This is a genomic window from Cupriavidus sp. 01L45 (assembly GCF_056399885.1).
The window spans coordinates 23,842-40,600 of record NZ_JBFTSG010000011.1; the positions used below are offsets into that span (position 1 = coordinate 23,842).

The 16,759-nt window shown below is 65.9% G+C and carries 15 protein-coding genes and 1 pseudogene; 7 read left to right on the forward strand and 9 right to left on the reverse strand.

The annotated features are described in order from the left end of the window. Positions 1–81 precede the first annotated feature (81 nt). Positions 82–1,039 (reverse strand): annotated as a pseudogene (locus AC1DT6_RS09635) (hypothetical protein). Positions 1,040–1,135: 96 nt separating this feature from the next. After that, positions 1,136–1,684 (reverse strand): plasmid pRiA4b ORF-3 family protein, encoded by a 549-nt coding sequence (locus tag AC1DT6_RS09640; RefSeq protein WP_441629705.1) that lies wholly within the window; start codon positions 1,682–1,684, stop codon positions 1,136–1,138. A 471-nt stretch (positions 1,685–2,155) separates the two neighbouring features. On the opposite strand from AC1DT6_RS09640, the gene AC1DT6_RS09645 reads away from it, so the two are divergent. The 5 genes from AC1DT6_RS09645 to AC1DT6_RS09665 all read left to right on the forward strand — a co-directional run bounded on the left by AC1DT6_RS09645 (position 2,156) and on the right by AC1DT6_RS09665 (position 6,960). Continuing rightward, on the forward strand, positions 2,156–3,097 hold the full coding sequence (locus AC1DT6_RS09645; RefSeq protein WP_441629704.1) for a Bug family tripartite tricarboxylate transporter substrate binding protein: 942 nt from the start codon (positions 2,156–2,158) through the stop codon (positions 3,095–3,097). 23 nt (positions 3,098–3,120) lie between these two features. Continuing rightward, complete coding sequence (locus AC1DT6_RS09650; protein WP_477111330.1) at positions 3,121–4,296, forward strand: CaiB/BaiF CoA transferase family protein; 1,176 nt, start codon at positions 3,121–3,123, stop codon at positions 4,294–4,296. A 40-nt stretch (positions 4,297–4,336) separates the two neighbouring features. Continuing rightward, positions 4,337–5,122, forward strand: a complete 786-nt coding sequence (locus tag AC1DT6_RS09655) for a crotonase/enoyl-CoA hydratase family protein (protein WP_042885535.1) — start codon at positions 4,337–4,339, stop codon at positions 5,120–5,122. 25 nt (positions 5,123–5,147) lie between these two features. Next, positions 5,148–5,903 (forward strand): SDR family NAD(P)-dependent oxidoreductase, encoded by a 756-nt coding sequence (locus tag AC1DT6_RS09660; RefSeq protein WP_441629702.1) that lies wholly within the window; start codon positions 5,148–5,150, stop codon positions 5,901–5,903. Between the two features lie 157 nt (positions 5,904–6,060). Next, positions 6,061–6,960: a LysR family transcriptional regulator gene (locus AC1DT6_RS09665; RefSeq protein ID WP_045238277.1), complete on the forward strand. Its 900-nt coding sequence runs from the start codon at positions 6,061–6,063 to the stop codon at positions 6,958–6,960. A gap of 27 nt (positions 6,961–6,987) precedes the next feature. Here the strand turns inward: AC1DT6_RS09665 and AC1DT6_RS09670 are convergent, their stop codons facing one another. The 5 genes from AC1DT6_RS09670 to AC1DT6_RS09690 are packed head-to-tail and all read right to left on the reverse strand — an operon-like array spanning position 6,988 to position 12,454. Continuing rightward, positions 6,988–7,758 carry an enoyl-CoA hydratase/isomerase family protein gene (locus AC1DT6_RS09670; RefSeq protein ID WP_042885533.1) on the reverse strand — a complete coding sequence of 257 codons (771 nt, stop codon included), beginning with the start codon at positions 7,756–7,758 and terminating at the stop codon, positions 6,988–6,990. A gap of 11 nt (positions 7,759–7,769) precedes the next feature. Next, the gene (locus AC1DT6_RS09675) at positions 7,770–8,963 is read right to left on the reverse strand and encodes a thiolase family protein (protein WP_441629701.1); all 1,194 of its coding nucleotides are present in this window, start codon (positions 8,961–8,963) and stop codon (positions 7,770–7,772) included. 52 nt (positions 8,964–9,015) lie between these two features. After that, on the reverse strand, positions 9,016–10,032 hold the full coding sequence (locus tag AC1DT6_RS09680; protein ID WP_477114645.1) for an acyl-CoA dehydrogenase family protein: 1,017 nt from the start codon (positions 10,030–10,032) through the stop codon (positions 9,016–9,018). A gap of 19 nt (positions 10,033–10,051) precedes the next feature. Continuing rightward, positions 10,052–11,215 (reverse strand): acyl-CoA dehydrogenase family protein, encoded by a 1,164-nt coding sequence (locus AC1DT6_RS09685; RefSeq protein WP_441629699.1) that lies wholly within the window; start codon positions 11,213–11,215, stop codon positions 10,052–10,054. 27 nt (positions 11,216–11,242) lie between these two features. Beyond that, positions 11,243–12,454: a CaiB/BaiF CoA transferase family protein gene (locus AC1DT6_RS09690; protein ID WP_045238248.1), complete on the reverse strand. Its 1,212-nt coding sequence runs from the start codon at positions 12,452–12,454 to the stop codon at positions 11,243–11,245. A 329-nt stretch (positions 12,455–12,783) separates the two neighbouring features. Here AC1DT6_RS09690 and AC1DT6_RS09695 point away from each other — a divergent pair, with 329 nt between their 5' ends. Then, the gene (locus tag AC1DT6_RS09695) at positions 12,784–13,761 is read left to right on the forward strand and encodes a Bug family tripartite tricarboxylate transporter substrate binding protein (protein WP_441629698.1); all 978 of its coding nucleotides are present in this window, start codon (positions 12,784–12,786) and stop codon (positions 13,759–13,761) included. A 66-nt stretch (positions 13,762–13,827) separates the two neighbouring features. Here the strand turns inward: AC1DT6_RS09695 and AC1DT6_RS09700 are convergent, their stop codons facing one another. Both AC1DT6_RS09700 and AC1DT6_RS09705 read right to left on the reverse strand, forming a co-directional pair. Next, positions 13,828–15,009, reverse strand: a complete 1,182-nt coding sequence (locus AC1DT6_RS09700; protein ID WP_441629697.1) for a porin — start codon at positions 15,007–15,009, stop codon at positions 13,828–13,830. 104 nt (positions 15,010–15,113) lie between these two features. Further along, positions 15,114–15,959 carry an enoyl-CoA hydratase/isomerase family protein gene (locus tag AC1DT6_RS09705; protein ID WP_441629696.1) on the reverse strand — a complete coding sequence of 282 codons (846 nt, stop codon included), beginning with the start codon at positions 15,957–15,959 and terminating at the stop codon, positions 15,114–15,116. A 274-nt stretch (positions 15,960–16,233) separates the two neighbouring features. Between AC1DT6_RS09705 and AC1DT6_RS09710 the strand changes: the two genes are divergently transcribed. Further along, the gene (locus AC1DT6_RS09710; protein ID WP_441629695.1) at positions 16,234–16,662 is read left to right on the forward strand and encodes an acyl-CoA dehydrogenase family protein; all 429 of its coding nucleotides are present in this window, start codon (positions 16,234–16,236) and stop codon (positions 16,660–16,662) included. Positions 16,663–16,759: the final 97 nt, after the last annotated feature.

Consider the following 16,759-nt stretch of genomic DNA (forward strand, 5'->3'; position numbering starts at 1 on the left):
GTCGTCTCAAAGACCGTGGGGCCTCAACATTGTTCCGGCGGATCGCTGGTGTAACGGAGACCGCGCCAAAACGGGGGCTGACTAAGCGGCAAGGCGGTGGTCTTCTTCCTTGGCGATGGAGGGATACCATCGTTCAACGTGAGACCGGAGCTGGTTATTGAGCACGGCCGTCCGGATTTGCAGTAGGTTGTGCGCGTGCCTCGGCCGCCAGGCCATCTGCTGTCGTTTGACGAACCGCTTGCTGACCACCTGGTTGACGGCTGACTCGACAAAACCCGATGCAATGGGCTCCCCATGCCGATAACAGTCACCGTAGTTCACGATGAAGTGCCGGTTGTTGTCGAGGTAGACAATGAACTCCTCGAGCTTGCCAAGGAGTTTGGCCTCCTCAGGGCTAGCCTCGGCGTCCAGAACCGAGCCCAGGATTTCGAGTCGGCGCAACGCCGGATAGGGGCAGCCGTGCCACAGGTGCCACTTGGCGCCATGCAGCGTCTTGATCAATGCGGTATTGCTGGGGCCATCGCAGTGTGCCGGCCGGCCCTTGATCATCTGTTCGAGGTTCTGGATCCGCATAGCGATGTGGAACCAGTCGAGAACGTACTCGCCGCGGTCACCAAAGCCGAGCTGTGCAAACCGTACCGTCTCTCCGCCGTCCGACAGGAAGGTAACCGGTTGACCGGGTTGCACACCTTCTCATAGCAGAAAAGCTAGCTGCGTCGCCCTTGCACCGCCGACAGGGGTACAGCCTGGGACTGTCAATCGACAATCGCCCGAACGCACTACAGAAGACCAAGTGATGGTGGCCCTTGCAAGGCAGCTGCGCCCCGCACGTGGGACAAACGCTGGTCCGGGCAACTGCCTCGGCAACCTGTGCCGCGACCATCGTGCGCTGCAGCCGACCCAGCAAAAATTTCGCCTCGTCCAGATGGAGGCCCAGCGAGCCCACATCAAGGCCGCCTCTCTCGAACTGGACTATTTCGGTGATGGTGGCTGGCTCGCCTCCCTCATCGTGCACTACGAGTTGCAAGCTGATACGCATGGCCGCCCTCCTCCCGTGGAAGCTGCGGCGACCAGTCTACGCCTGGAGCCGTCGCAACCGATCATGGAAAATTTGGCGGTCGAAGCGGCGGTCCAGTCAAGTCAGCCACTGGCCGACCTCATCGCGTAAGTCTTCCAGCACGATTGGATCCTCGCGCAGCGACTCAATCCAATCGAGGAACTCATACTCACCGCGTTCGTCGCTGGCCTCCAGATACCTCTCGATCCCGCCAATGTCCTCTGGCGGGCATGGCCCATAACCCGCCACGCAACGGGGAAGTCGGCCAGGATGTTGCCGCAACATACGCCGCTCCATCCGTATCTCGTGACGCCACCACGCGTTGAAGTCATACACATAGGCGAAGCCTTCGTGTTCGCGGAGATGAAACGCGGTCAGCGGTAGCTCGTTTGCCACGGTGGAGAACTGCAAGACGCCCTCATGAGCTTCGCCGTAACGCCTGCCACGAATGCTGAACGGGTGCAGATGTTGGTCGGCCCAGCCCATGACTACCTGGATGACAGGGTGCAATTGCCCGAGCGTCAAGTGCTCGGGAACGAGGACGCGTCGCCAAACCGGCGGGCTCAGGCCGCGCAGAGCAATTCGAAGTTGAAGGACGGAGGTCGCCGGCCCGGGATCGGAAGCCATGTGCGCATTGTAGGTGTCTCATTGGCCTCTCAGTAGAGGTCCGGTCGTCTGCACCCGTTTTGGCGCGGTCTCCTTCAATGGTGTGCGACGCCGCACCTCCAACTTCGCCATTTTCTCGCTGATGCCTCTGCGAGCCATGAGCCGGTAATACGACTTTCAGAAGTCTTTGTAGCGCGGATCGTGTTCGCTATTGACTACGGGCCGTGTCGCGACGCCAGTTTCCATTGCCGCCTGTGCTACCGCTGGCGCAACAATATTGCACTACGCCGAGGCCCGCCTCCTATCGAGTGAGACGGCTACCGAATGGGGCCGTCGCCGATACAGCGGACGTATCGGCTGACATATCGAAAGTATTTTTCCAGAGGCATCGCAATCAGTAACATCCGAGTCCATCCGGATGCCAAACCTTTTGGGCCACCGGCACGAAAACAAGGAGACAACATGGCAACTGACGCCGTGAGGCGACGCCTCATGCTGGCCGCGCTCGGGCTATTCGCCCTGCCGGCCGGTGCGCAGCCCGATTACCCGGCAAGGCCAGTCAAGCTCGTGGTGTCGTTGCCGCCCGGCAGCGGCGCGGATTCCACGGCGCGCTTCATTGCCCAGAAGCTCGCTGCAAAGCTGGGCCAGCCGTTCGTGGTGGAGAACCGCCCCGGCGGGAACGGCTTCATCGGCGCCCGCGCCGTCGCCGACGCCGCGCCTGATGGCTACACGCTCTTCGTCGGCAGCAACTCGACGATGGTAACCAACGCCGTGCTGTTCACTAACCCGCCCTACGATCCCGTCAACGGCTTTGCGCCCGTGGAGCGCCTCGCGCGCTTTGCCATGGTCGTCGTCGTGCCGGCGAATTCGCCGTACAAGGCGCTTGGGGGGCTCATCGGCGCCCTGCGCACCGCGCCGGGCAAACTCAACTACGCGGCGGGTAGTCCCACCTACCAGATCTATACCGAACTGCTGAACGAGCGCTTCCATGTGCGCGCGAATCCCATCGCTTACAAGGGCACGGCGCCGGCCATGACCGACGTCGCCGCTGGCAACGTCGACTACGCGATCGGCGAGATCAGCGCGGTGTTACCGCTGATTCGCGCGGGCCGTGTCCGCCCGCTCGCCGTGACCGCCCCGCAACGGCTCAAGGATCTTCCGCAGGTTCCTACCGTTGCCGAAAGCGGTGCGCCGGGCTTCGATGTGGCGGCATGGACCGGCATCTTTGCGCCGTCCAAGGTGCCCGCGCAGATCGTTAACGTGCTGTCCGCCGCCGTACGTGAAGCCATGCAGCAGCCCGACAGCGTGAAGTTCATCACGGGCCTGGGCGGGGAGGTTTATCTCGGCGGGCCCCAACACTTCCGCCAGTTCCAGCTGGCCGAAATTGAGCGAACGCGCGACATCGTCAAGCATGCCGCCATCCAGATTGAATAACCCATCGGACCAATTGAGATTCTATGCACACGGAACAACAAGCGCCGCAACGTGGCCCGCTGGCAGGTGTCAGGGTTATCGAAATGGCCGGCATCGGTCCCGCCCCGCTGGCCGGCATGATGCTGGCCGACATGGGTGCCGAGGTGCTGCGCATCGAGCGGCCAGGCGAAACCGATCTTGGCGTCAAGCGTGAGCGCCGCTACGACCTGATGCTGCGTGGGCGCAAGGCGATTGCGCTCGACCTGAAGGAACCACTTGCTGTGCAGGCCGTGCTGGACCTCGTGGCATCGGCCGACATGCTGATCGAGGGCTTCCGGCCCGGCGTCATGGAGCGGCTCGGCCTCGGACCCGAGGCTTGCCACGCGCGCAACCCGCGGCTCGTCTATGGCCGGGTCACGGGCTGGGGCCAGACGGGCCCGCTTGCGTCCAGCGCGGGGCACGATATCAACTACATCGCGCTCACCGGCGCCTTGAACGCCATCGGCCGACGCGGGCAGCCGCCTTCGATTCCGCCGGCCTACCTCGGCGATTTCGCGGGTGGCGGCATGTTCCTCGTCGCTGGCGTGCTCGCTGCACTGTTCGAGGCGAGCAAATCGGGTAAGGGCCAGGTCGTCGATGCGGCGATTGTCGATGGCACGGCGGCGTTGAGCAGCGTCTTCTTCGGGCTGTCGGCCGCCGGCATATGGAACGCAGAGCGCGGTACCAACGTGCTCGACTCCGGCGCGCACTACTACAACGTCTACGCGTGCAAGGGCGGCGGCTGGATCTCGGTAGGGCCGATCGAGACGCGCTTCTATCGGGATCTGCTGGCCCGCATTGGCATCGATCCCGACAGCCTCGGCGAGCAACTGGACCCGCGCAATTGGCCGGATGCAACCGACCGGTTGGCCGCGATCTTCCTCACGCGCACGCGCGACGAATGGACCGCACTGCTCGAAGGCACCGACGCCTGCGTGGCCCCGGTACTCGATTTCACCGAGGCGCCGCACCACCCTCACCTGCGGGCCCGGCAGACGTTCGTCGACATCGACGGCGTCACGCAGCCCGCGCCGGCGCCACGGTTCAGCCGCACGCCATCCGCCCGCCCGACACAGCCGCGCGCCGCCGACGTACGCGACTACGCGCAAACGCTGGCGGGCTGGCTGCCTCCGGAGCGCATCGCAGGCATCCGCGCGCTGACCGAGCAAGCTGCGCGCTGACCGGACAGCATCTCATCATTTTTCACTATCTTCACTATCCATGAGCAATTTCCTCGATATCCGCCGTGACGGTCCCGTGGCCATCGTCACGATGAACCGTCCCGAGACGCGCAACGCAGTGTCCGACGACGACGCCGTAGACGCTCTGGTCGCCATGTGCGATGCCTTCAACCGCGATCACAGCGTGCGTGTGGTGGTCCTGACCGGCGCCGGCGCGGCGTTTTCCTCGGGCGGCAACCTCAAGACGCTGCGCGCAAAGTTCGGCAACGAGAGCGGCGAGCCCGTGATGGCGCGCTACGCCTACCGCGAAGGCATCCAGCGCCTGCCGCTGGCGCTAGCCAATCTCGAAATCCCGGTCATAGCCGCCATCAACGGTCCGGCGCTCGGTGCCGGCAACGACCTGGCCTGCACCTGCGATATCCGCATCGCATCGGAGCAGGCTAGCTTCGCGGCCACGTTCGTGAAACTGGGACTGATACCGGGCGATGGAGGCGCATGGCTGTTGCCCCGCGTCGTGGGTGCGTCGCGTGCGGCGGAACTTTGCTTCACCGGCGACACGATCGACGCGAAGCAGGCGCTGGAGTACGGGCTGGTGTCCCGCGTGGTGCCGCACGACGCGTTGCTGCCCACGGCCCTGGAGCTGGCGCACCGAATCGCGGCCAATCCGGGCCACGCGCTGCGCATGTGCAAGCGGTTGCTCAAGGAGGCGCAGCACGCGCGTCTCGACACGATCCTCGAAATGTCAGCCGGCTTCCAGGCGCTAGCCCATCACACCGCCGAGCACAACGCGGCGCTCGACGGCGTGCTGGCACGGATCCGCGGATAAGGGGAGAGAGGGACAAAGGGACAACATGGACATTCTCGATAATGTATTCCTGATCTCCGGCGGCGCATCCGGCCTGGGCGAAGCAACCGCGCGCATGCTGGCTGCGGCCGGCGCAAGAGTGGTCATTGCCGACATTAACGAGGCCGGCGAAGCACTGGCCGCTGAACTGGACGGGCGCTTCGTGCGTTGCGACGTGTCCAGCGGAGCCGATGCCGATGCGGCTGTACGCGCGGCCACCGCCATCGGCCGGCTTGCCGGACTCGTGAACTGCGCCGGCGTGGCACCGGCCTGCAAGACCGTGGGCAAGGATGGCCCGCATCCGCTCGACCTGTTCGAGCGGACCGTGCGGATCAACCTGATCGGCACGTTCAACATGACGCGCGTGGCGGCGGCCAGCATGGTGCAGAACGAACCCGACGCCAATGGCGAACGCGGCCTGATCATCAACACCGCATCGGTGGCCGCGTTCGAGGGGCAAGTTGGCCAAGCGGCATATGCGGCGTCCAAGGGTGGTGTCGCCGCCATGACGCTGGCCGTGGCGCGTGACCTGGCGCGCGACGGCGTGCGGTGCATGACCATCGCGCCGGGCCTGTTCGAGACGCCCATGCTGCTTGGCTTGCCCGAACTCGTGCGCGACGCGCTGGGCCGGATGGTGCCGTTCCCGTCGCGCCTGGGCAGGCCGGCCGAGTATGCCCGTCTGGTCGAAGCGATCATCGGCAACACGATGCTGAACGGCGAAGTGATCCGGCTCGACGGCGCGATCCGGATGCAGCCGAAGTAGGCCACATCGATCCTCTCCAGGGCAGGGCCAGGAGCCGGCAGTATGCCGGCTCCGTTGCGTTCCGGGGCGCGCCACGCCAATGATTGTCCCGATTGTCATGCGCGGTGCACCAATGTAGATTTCCACCACACTTCGCCGATACTCAAAGGGAATGAACATGGATCTTCGTCAAATGAAACAGGCCCTGGTGCTAAGCGAGACGCTGAACTTCCACCGCGCCGCCGAACGGCTGCACATGGCGCAGCCCCCGCTCTCCACTGCCATCCGCAAGCTCGAGGATGAGCTCGGCGTGACGCTGTTCGACCGGCAACCGTCGGGCCTCTCGCTGACCTCGGTGGGCGAACTCGTGCTGCCCCTGATGCGCAGCACGCTGTTCTTCGCCGACGAAATCCGCCGGGCTGCGCGCGAGGGCGAGCGTGGCGAGCAAGGCACGCTCAGGGTGGGCTTCGTAGGCTCGTCGGTGTATTCGGTCATGCCGCAGTTGATCCGCGCGTTCCGGCTGCGCTATCCGCACGTGGAGCTGACCATCGAGGAATCGACCACGGCCGACCTGCTGCGCGCCATCGAGGACCATTCGCTCGATGTGGCGCTCGTGCGTTATCCGGTGCTGGCGCAGACGCGGGCGCAGATCACGTTCCTGCGCGCCGATCCGCTCGTGCTGGCTGTCAGCACCGACTCAGCCCTTGCCGACCGTACGACCGTGGACCTGTCTGAACTCGGCAACACGCCGTTCATCGTGTACTCGGAATCGCGCGTGCCGGCGATGCACGCGATGACGATGTCGGCGTTTCACCAGGCCGGCATCCGTCCACCCATCGTGCAGCAGGCGGTCCAGGTACAGACGCTGCTGGCGCTGGTGGAGAGCGGGCTGGGCGTGGCGCTGGTGCCGGCCACTGCGGCCGGCTACGCCGGAGGCGGCACGCGGTTGATTGCGCTGACCGGCATACCCGAAAAGCTCAGCTTCGGGCTTGCGCTGGCAACGATGCGCGATACCAGCGTCCCCACAGCGCGCAATTTTGTGGCGTTGGCGGAGGCCGTGGCGCAGTCGGCCGCATGATCGTCCCGAAACGCGCGCCGCTGCGCTCTAACGCCCCTGAAAAACCGGTTGGCGCTTCTCTGTGAAGGCCTGCAGGCCCTCGCGCATATCGTGGGAACGCTGGTGGTTGCGCAGTTCGAGCAGCTCGTGCCGCAGTGCGTCGCCCAGCGTCTTGTCGGCGGCCTCAGCCACCACCCGCTTCATGCGCGCCAGCACCAGTGGGCTTTTCGCGGCCAGCGCTTGTGCCAATGCCTGGGCGCGCGTCTGAAGTACGGCGTCGGGCACCACCTCATTGACCAGCCCGAAACGCTCCATCTGCGCGGCGGTAAAGCTCTCGCCGGTGTACAGCAACCATCGCGCCACGTTAGGCGGCAGCTTGCGCGACAACACCGCGGCCCCACCGGCGCCTGGAAATACGCCGAAGTTGGCATGGGCGTCCCCGAGCTTCGCGCTTTCGGCAGCAAGCACGAGATCGCACGCCATCACGGTTTCGAGTCCGCCTGCCAGCGCCAGGCCGTTCACGGCGGCGATGACAGGTTTGGGAAACGCGCGCAGCGTATCGATGAAGCGTACAACAACGTCCAGGAAATCGGGCTCGCCCGTGGTGCCGGGCTCGGCCACTTCCTTGAGATCCGCGCCGGCGCAGAACGCCCTGCCATTGCCTGTCAGGACCACCACGCGGATAGCGGGGTCGTCGCGCCAGGCGTCAAGCTGCGCGGCCATCGCTCCAGCCGTCGCGCGGTTCAGGCTGTTCATGGCGGCTGGGCGGTCCATCGTCAGCCAGCCGACGGGACCATCGATGCGGGTTTGCAGGCACATCGCGGTCTCCGTCAGCAAAGTTCGAGTCCCATGGCCACGGCTTCGCCGCCGCCCAGGCAGAGGCTGGCAAGGCCCCGCTTCATGCCGCGCTGCTGCAGCGCATGGATGAGCGTCACCAGCAGCCGCGCCCCGGAGGCTCCCACCGGATGGCCCAGCGCGCAGGCGCCGCCATTGACGTTGAGCCGCTCGGGGCTGATGCCGAGCTGCGCCATCGCGATCATCGATACCACGGCGAATGCTTCGTTGATTTCGTACAGGTCCACGTCCTGCGTGGTCCAGCCGGCCTTGTCGAGCACGCGGCGCGACGCATGCACCGGTGCTTCGGCAAACTGTTGCGGCGGGTTGGCACGCGTGGCATGGGCAACGATGCGCGCCAGCGGCTTCAGGCGCTGCCGTACCGCATCGCTCTCGCGCATCAGCACCAGCGCCGCCGCGCCGTCGGAGATCGAAGAAGCATTGCCCGGCGTGACCGTGCCGCCGTCGCGGAACACGGCCCTGAGCTTCGGCAGCTTGTCGGCGTCGCATTGGCCCGGCGTTTCGTCCTCAGCGAATTCGGCACCGCGTTTCAGCGGCACAGGGGCGATCTCATCACGGAAGCGGCCTTCCGCCACCGACGCCTGGGCGCGCAGCAGGCTTTCGCGCGCGTACGCGTCCTGTGCCTCGCGGCCAATGTTGTGCGCCTCGGCGGCCAGGTCGGCGTAGTAGCCCATCAGGTGCCCTTCATAGGCGTCTTCCAGGCCGTCGCGGTACATGTGGTCGAGCAACTGGCCATGGCCGAGCCGGTAGCCCTGGCGGCCGCGCGGCACGATATGGGGCGCATTGGTCATCGACTCCATACCCCCTGCCACCGCCACGTTGCAGGTGCCGGCCAGTAGCAGATCATGCGCAAGCATGACCGCTTTCATGCCTGAGCCGCACATCTTGCTGATGGTGGTGGCGGGTGTGGTGGTAGGCAACCCGGCGCGCAGCACGGCCTGCCGCGCCGGTGCCTGGCCCACGCCGGCGAACAGGCACAGGCCCATGATCGCTTCATCGACCGAAGCAGGGGCGACGCCGGCCTGTCCCACGGCCGCGCCAATGGCGGCCGCGCCAATGGCGACCGCGCCCAGTTCGGGCGCGCTGCACGATGACAGCGCGCCGTTGAATGCGCCAATCGGGGTGCGCCTGGCGCCCACGATGACAATGGATTCGTTGTTGTTCTGCATGAAAGTCTCTGTGCCTACAAGCTGGAGAATGGGGCTGGACCGACGCCGAAGGTCAGGCGGGGACGGCCAGCTGTGTGCGGGCGAAGTCAAGGATGGCGTGGCCCGATGCCGCGTCCTGCGCGAACACCGCCTCGCCAAGCAACGTGGCGCAGTACGTCTCGCTACCTGCCACGCTGCGCCACTCGTGCAGGCGGCGCGTGAACAGCCCGAGCGCCAATTCCTCGGTAATGCCGATGGCGCCGTGTACCGCATGCGCGATCGCCGCCACACGCTGGCCGGCCTCGCAGGCGCRCAGTTTGGCGGCGGCTGCGCGCAGCGGGTCAGGCACGTAGCCGTCCGCGGCACAGCCAATGCGCGCCGCGAACACGGCCGAGCTGGCCTGTTCGGCCATCACGCTCAGTTCCTGCTGCACGGCCTGGAACTGGCCGATGGCCCGGCCGAACTGCTGGCGGTCGTTAACATACGTGACGCTCATCGCCAGCACGCGCTGCATCGCACCGGCCATGCCTGCGGCGTGGGCCGCGTTGCAAAGCGCCAGGATGTCGGGCTCGCCATCGCTGAAGCGGAATATCGCGGCATCGGCCGACTGCCATTGCAGCGAAGCCGACGCATGCGGCCGATAAATGCCGGGCACATGGGTGGCGGCCACCACTGGCAGCAGCAACCATTCTCCGCGCCACACTGTCAGCACGAGTTCAGCCAACGCCGCGCCCGGCACATTGCGGCACGTGATCTGCGTCGCGCCCGAGCACGGTGCGATGGCGATGCACTCGCCCTCGCTCCTGCGGCCCGCCTTTGCGAGCATGGCACGCGCGATGGCGGTCTCGGCGAACGGATGGCTCAGGCCAGAACGGCCGGCGGCGAGGAACAGCGGGAACGCGTCGGCCAGCGACAAGCCCGCGCCATCGAGTTCGGCGGGAACCAGTGCGTCGGTGTAACCGAGGGCGTCAATGGCGGACCACTGACGCGCAGCGGCACCGTCTGCGCTGGACTCGCTGCGGCGCACCGCGTCGTCGGCGCACAGGTTGGCGAGCGCGCGCTCGAAGCCTTCCAGAAGGGAATCAGTCATGGCGTGTGTCTATATTGCGTCAACGAAGTCCGAGCGCGCGGGCAATGATGCCGCGCATGATCTGCCGCGTGCCGCCCCGCAGGGAGAAGCTTGGGGACAGCTGCGTGACGTAGGCCAGCGCGCGCTGCAGCGGCTCCGACGGGTCGAATTCGGGCATCCCTTCCATGGCCTCGGCGATCCAGGCCGGCACGGTCTGCTCGAACTCGGTGCCGAGATCCTTCACGTAAGCCGCGTCAGTCTCGGGGTTCCCGCCCTTGTCGAGCAGGTCGGCCACGGCGAGCGACATGGCGCGCAGCACGGCAAGCCGCCCGGCAATGCGTCCGGCGATCGCCTTGACGGCATCGGGCACCGGCAGCCCGCAGGCCCGCACCTCCGCCAGCCACGTTTCGGCCACGAGCTGGCTGGTCAGGATGCGCTCCGGGCCGCTGCGTTCGAAGGCTAGTTCGGCGGTCACCTGCTTCCAGCCCGATCCTTCCTCGCCGACCACCGCATCGGCGGGCAGGTCCACATCCTCGAATACCACTTCGCAGAAGTGCGCGTCGCCGGCCATGTCCTCGATCGGGCGATAGCTGATACCGGGCAGGCTCAGGTCGATCAGCACCTGCGACAGACCCTTGTGGCGGTCGCCATGCTGGCCTGACGTACGCACCAGTGCGCACATGTAGTGGGTGCGGTGTGCGTTGGTCGTCCAGATCTTGCGGCCGTTGAGCCGCCAGCCGGTCTCGGTGCGCACCGCGCGCGTTCGCACGCTCGACAGATCCGATCCCGTGTCCGGCTCGCTCATGCCGATGCACATGAACATCTCGCCGCGCACCATGCGGGGCACGAAATACTCGCGCTGCGCCGGCGTCCCGAACTTCAGGATCAGCGGCGCGGTCTGGCGTTCCGCGAACCAGTGGGCCGACACGGGCGCACCGGCGGCGATCAGTTCCTCCACCAGCACGAAGCGCGCAAAGGCGCTGCGACCCGCGCCGCCATACTCCTTCGGCAGCGACAGGCCAAGCCAGCGCCGCTCGGCAAGCGCGCGGCTGAATTCCGCGTCATAGCCCATCCATGTGCGGGCACGCACGTGCGTGGGCGTATCGGCCAGCGCCTGTTGCAGGAAAGCGCGGATCGGGCCGCGCAGCGCCTCATCCTCGGGAGGGAGGGCGACGAGTGGCAATGACTCGAGGCTCGTGGTCAAGGGAATGCTCCTGGTAGCGGATTGTCGTTACTGGCGCGATGGCGCCAGCACGGTAGCGCCGGACGCAGCCAGCTTGCTGATGTCTTTGGTGCTGTAGCCTGCTTCGGCCAGCACCTCGGCGCTGTGCTCGCCGAGGCGCGGCGCCTGGCGCGTGATCTCGGGCGATGACTTCGACCACGTGCTTGGCACAGCCATCGAGTGGATGGCACCTTCGGTCGGGTGTTCAACCACTTCGAAGAAGCCTACCGCATCGAGATGCGGGTCGGCCAGCAGCGAGTCGATCGTGTGCAGTTGCATCACTGGCATGTCGGCGGCTTCGAGTACTGCGATCCATTCCGCGGTCGTGCGGGTAGGCATCACCTCCGCCACCATGCGGTACAGCGCATCGATATGCTTGGTGCGCTCGCCGATCGTGGCGAAGCGCGGGTCGCTGTCCATCAGGTCCGGCTGTCCGACCAGCGCGAAGAACTGGCGCCATTGCTTGTCGTTGTAAAACAGCACGCACAGGTAGCCGTCCTTGGTGCTGAGCGGGCGCCGATTGTGGTCCAGGATGCGGGCATAGCCGCTCGGGCCGATCGGCGGCTCGAACGTCATGCCACCCATGTGGTCACCTAGTACGAACTGCGCCATGGTCTCGAACATCGGCACGTCTACGCGCTGGCCCTCGCCGGTGCGCTCGCGATACAGCAGGCCGGCACTGACCGCGTTGGCAGCGGCCAGGCCGACGATGCGATCTGCCATCGCACTGGGCGCGTAGCGCGGCAAATCGGCGCCAGCGGCCTTGGCCAGCGACGGGATGGCGACTGCGCCCTGGATCAGGTCGTCGTAGGCCGATTTGGCCGCGTAGGGGCCGCCCTGTCCGTAGCCGTAGACGCCCACGTAGAGGATGCGCGGATTGATCTTCGCGATGTCTTCATAGCCGAGGTTCAGCCGTGCCATGGCCTGGGGGCGCACGTTGTAGATCAGCACGTCGGCATCGGCCGCGAGCCGCAATAGCGCCTCGCGCCCGGCTGGCTGCTTCAGGTCCAGCACGATGCTGCGCTTGCTGCGGTTCGCGTGCAGGAAAATCCCCGCCATACCGTCGTTTCGCCGGGGCCCGACGTCGCGCACGGTATCGCCCGCGGGCGGTTCTACCTTGATCACATCCGCGCCCAGGTCGCCAAGGATCTGCGTGGCGTAAGGTCCCATCAGAACCGTCGTCATGTCGACGATCCGGATGCCCTGCAATGGGCCGCTCATGGCCGGCTCCGCAGGTGCGATGGCGTCACGTCCTTCATGATGTCTCCTCCGTTCGTATGCGGCCATCGTACAGAACAGCGGGAAGGCGAAAAAATACTTTTGATATGTCGCGCCATACACGGGCTGTATCGGGGTATCGGTCTGTCGGTGGTGTGAAGCGGTACTACCTGCCACGCACCGTTTCATCTGCTGGATATGCGCCGTCCAACCCACCCTTGTCGGGGTGTATCGCCTGCCCGCGTGCGGGGCAATCATGCCGGACGTGCGCCATGCCGATGCACGCGGCCCGCGTTGTACGGCGGCACCGATTCAATAAAAGGAGACCACTTATGCCCAGTTTCAAGCCCCGCATGATGAGGCTGCTGTGCCCCTGGCTGGCGGGATTCGCCATCGCAACACCGGTCCATGCCGGCGAGTATCCCGAGCGGCCCGTCAGGATCGTCTCGGTCAGCAGCGCAGGCACCGGCGTCGACGACTACACGCGCCTGCTGGCTAAGTACCTCACGGACAAGCTCGGGCGGAGCTTCGTAGTCGAGAACCGGCCTGGCGGCAACATGGTCGTGGCAACCGACTTGGTGGCGAAGGCTGCCCCGGATGGCTACACCGTACTGCTCGCGGGCTCCGGCGCCATGGCGGCCAACCCATACCTGTTCCGCAAGCTGCCCTATGACCCGATGAAGGACTTTGTGCCCGTGGCGCGGCTGTCGGTGCTGCCGATCGCCATCATCGTTCCGGGCAACTCGCCCTATCGCTCGGTGAAGGAACTCGTGGCGAGCGCGCAGGCGAATCCCGGCAAGCTAAACTGCGCCACCTCGAGCAACGGCTATCGCGTCATCGCCTATGCCTTCAATGAAGCCGCGAAGATCGACGCGGCAAGCGTGCCTTACAAGGCCTCGAACGCGTTGATGACGGACGTGATGGCCGGCGTGGTGGACTACGCGGCGGTCGAGGCGTCCGCCATCATTCCGCACGTGCAGAGCGGCAAGCTCCGTGCGCTGGCCGTCACCGGCCCATCCCGCCTATCGCCGCTAAAGGACGTACCGACGCTGGCCGAACTGGGCCTTGAGCGGCAACCGTTGAATACCTGGACCGGCCTCTTCGCGCCAGCCGGCACGCCGCAGCCGATCGTCGACAAGCTGGCCAGGCTGGCGCTGGAGTTCATCGGTACGCCTGAGGCGGTGGCGCACTACCACGCACGCGGCAGCGCAGCCTATCCCGCCGACGGCGCGGCGCTGCGCAAGACCATCGTCGCGGACCAGCAGATGTGGAAGCGTATGATCGCGCTGACTGGCATCCAGCCGGAGTGACGAGGCAACAGCGCCGCCCACCCGTTTCGGGTCGGCGGCGCTCCTATCGTCCTACCGGACCTGCAATCAGAAGATATGCCGCACGCCCGCGGTCACACCGACCATGTTCTTCTGTCCCGGTGCTTGCGGATAGTTGAACAGGTAGCCGGTGAAGGGGCCGTCGTTGATCAGGCTGCCGTTATGGACGTAGCTGCTGGCGAGGTACACGTCGGTCCGCTTGCTGAGCGAGTAGTCGAGCACGAGCGAAACCTGCTGCGGATTGGCAGGATTGGTCGCCACCCCCGCTGGCGTCGGACGGTACTGCTTGATGTTCGAGTAGTAGTAGCCGAGCTGCGCGCCCAATGCCGCAGTCACGTTATAGTTGACGCCGGCGAACCAGAAGTCGTCGCGGATCAGCGTGGCGTCGTTGCTGAACTGGCTATCGCGATAGCGGTAGCCGCCGCTGATCTTGAGCCGGCCCGTCGTGTAGCTCGCGGCCACGCCGGTCTTGCGCTCGCGGCCCGTGTTGCCAGGCGTCGCGGCCGGCGCGGGATTCCACTGGTCGTACCCCACGCCCACGGCAAAGCCACCGCCCTCGTACGAGACCGCCGCGCCCCATGCGCTGTTGTCCTTGATATTGCCGGGCGCTTCTCCCGGGCCCAGGGGCTGCCCCGTTCCGGCTGCCTGCAACGATGATGCCGTGCCGAACGAATAGTGCGCTCCCACTTGCACGCCGCCGAACTTGCCGCTGTACTTGGCCATGTTCGACTGGCGGTAGTTCAGGCCCAGCCACCATACCCCCGGTTCATAGCTGGCCGCAAAGCGCAATGGCGCGAAGACAATCAGCGCGTCGGTCATCGACGTGTACTGACGGCCGAACGTAAGCCGGCCATGATCCTTGTTGCCTAGCCCCACGATGGCCGTCCGGTTGAACAACGGCGCGGTGGTCAGGTTGCCTGAGTCCCAGTCGAACCCCGACTCCAGGTTGAACAGCGCCGACCACCCCTGCCCCAGGTCTTCCGTCCCACGCAGGCCCCAGCGCGACGCTGACAGGCCGCCCGCGCGCGGCATGTCGAAACGCTTGCCCACCGGCGCGGTGGCCGTGCCCGTCGTGGCCAGGTTCGCGGGTGCGGTGCCCACGCGGTTGACGTATTCGATACTGCCGTCGATCACGCCATACAGCGTGACGTTGGTCTGCGCATGGACGACACCAGCAGCCATGGTGCCCAGCGCCGCCAACGACGCGCGCGCGAGTTGTGATTTCTTCATTTTCTCCCCTTCTCCCTTTGCTTGGTGGCGTCGCCCCAGTGGTTGGGGCGACCTGATGCGCCGCGCTAGCGTCCTCCACGCATGCGCGGATTGAAAAAATCCAGTCACGCCGGGTTACGCCGGACTTCACGATCCCAGTCATACTTCGGCGCTTCACCGCGCAGGAAGCCGCGCACCGCTTCCCCGTAGTGCGGCGCCGCGGCGGCTAGCGCCTGGGCCTGTGCCTCGATCTCGAACATCGTGTCGTAAGGCGTCTCGAACGTCGCGTTTGCAGCGCGCTTGGTCAGCGCCATGGCTTCACGAGGGCCGTTGAGGAAGCGCGCCGCAAACCGGCGCGCGGCTTCGGGCAGCGCATCGGCGGTGTAGATGTCGTGCACGATGCCAAGTTGCCGGGCCTCCTGGGCGTCCACGCGGCGACCGGTCAGCATCAGTTCCTTTGCCTTGCTCATCCCGACGATGCGTGGCAGCGCGTAGAGCGCACCCATGTCCGGTATCAGTCCGACTTTCACGAACGCCATCGAGAACGACGCCCGCTCCGAGGCGAGCACGAAATCGGCTGCCAGCACCAGCGAGCAGCCAGCGCCTGCCGCAGGGCCATCGACGGCGGCAATGACCGGCACGCCAAGCTGGTGCAGCCGCCGTAACCAAGCATGGGTAGCGGCCACGCGGTGGCGCGTCACCTCGGGGGCGCGTGCCGCAGGGTCGGGGTCGTCAATCAGCGCCGCGACGGACTTCAGGTCGCCGCCAGCGCAAAAGCTGCCGCCCGAACCGGTAAGGATCAGCGCACGAATGCTGCACTCGTTTTCAACGATATCGAGCATGTCGGCATAGTCCTGCCGCATCTCCAGCGACAGCGCGTTGCGCGCCCCGGGGCGCTGGTGCGTGAACTCCGCGATCCCGTCGAGGACGGTCAGTACGGAATGGCGCAGCGGATATTGCAAGGTTGGCATTGAGGATCCTTCGGTGGATGGGAAACGTCCTGCACGTGCTGGGCAGACAGTCTCCACGCACGCGCAGCCCAACGGTCCCACCCGACGTGAGGGGATGCAATGCAACCCGAAGGGACTTATGGAGCGCGACGAATGTATCGCCACAGCGGCGCGCACCTGGCGACACTTATCGCCACCAAAGGCGGGGGGCGCAACCTCATGCCGCCTTGCTTTAAGGTGCAGCATGTCGGCAAGCCGCGTTCGCGGTGCCGCCGGTTGATGGAGAGCAACGCAAATGGACTTTCGAGCCGACCCCAACCTCACGCAGTTCCGCCAGCAGGTACGCACGTTCCTGCGCGATCACCTGCCCGCCGACACGCCAAGCCGCAACCACGGCATACGTTCTCCGCGCGACACGCTAGTCGCGTGGCAGAGCACCCTCAATAGACAAGGCTGGGGTGCGCCGTCCTGGGCGTCCGAGCACGGGGGGCCGGGCTGGACCGTGCAGCAGCGCCTGGTGTTCGACGAGGAATGCGCGCTGGCTGGCACTCCCTCGCAGGACAATTTCGCGCAGAAGCTCGTGGGCCCCTTAATCAACCATTTCGGCACCCCCGCGCAGCGGGAGGAGCATATCGGCGCGACCATCATCGCGGCGCCGCCGGCCGGGGAGTACTCCCCGACGTGGGTGGAAGGCGGTGGCGGAACTTATGATGAAATTTGCTAGGGCGAAATTTGAACGGACTTAAGGGGAACTGCAGCGGGACTATCCAGTGCTGGGGACGTGCGCCATCCCCACTCCCGTGCATGACGTGGCCTGGCCG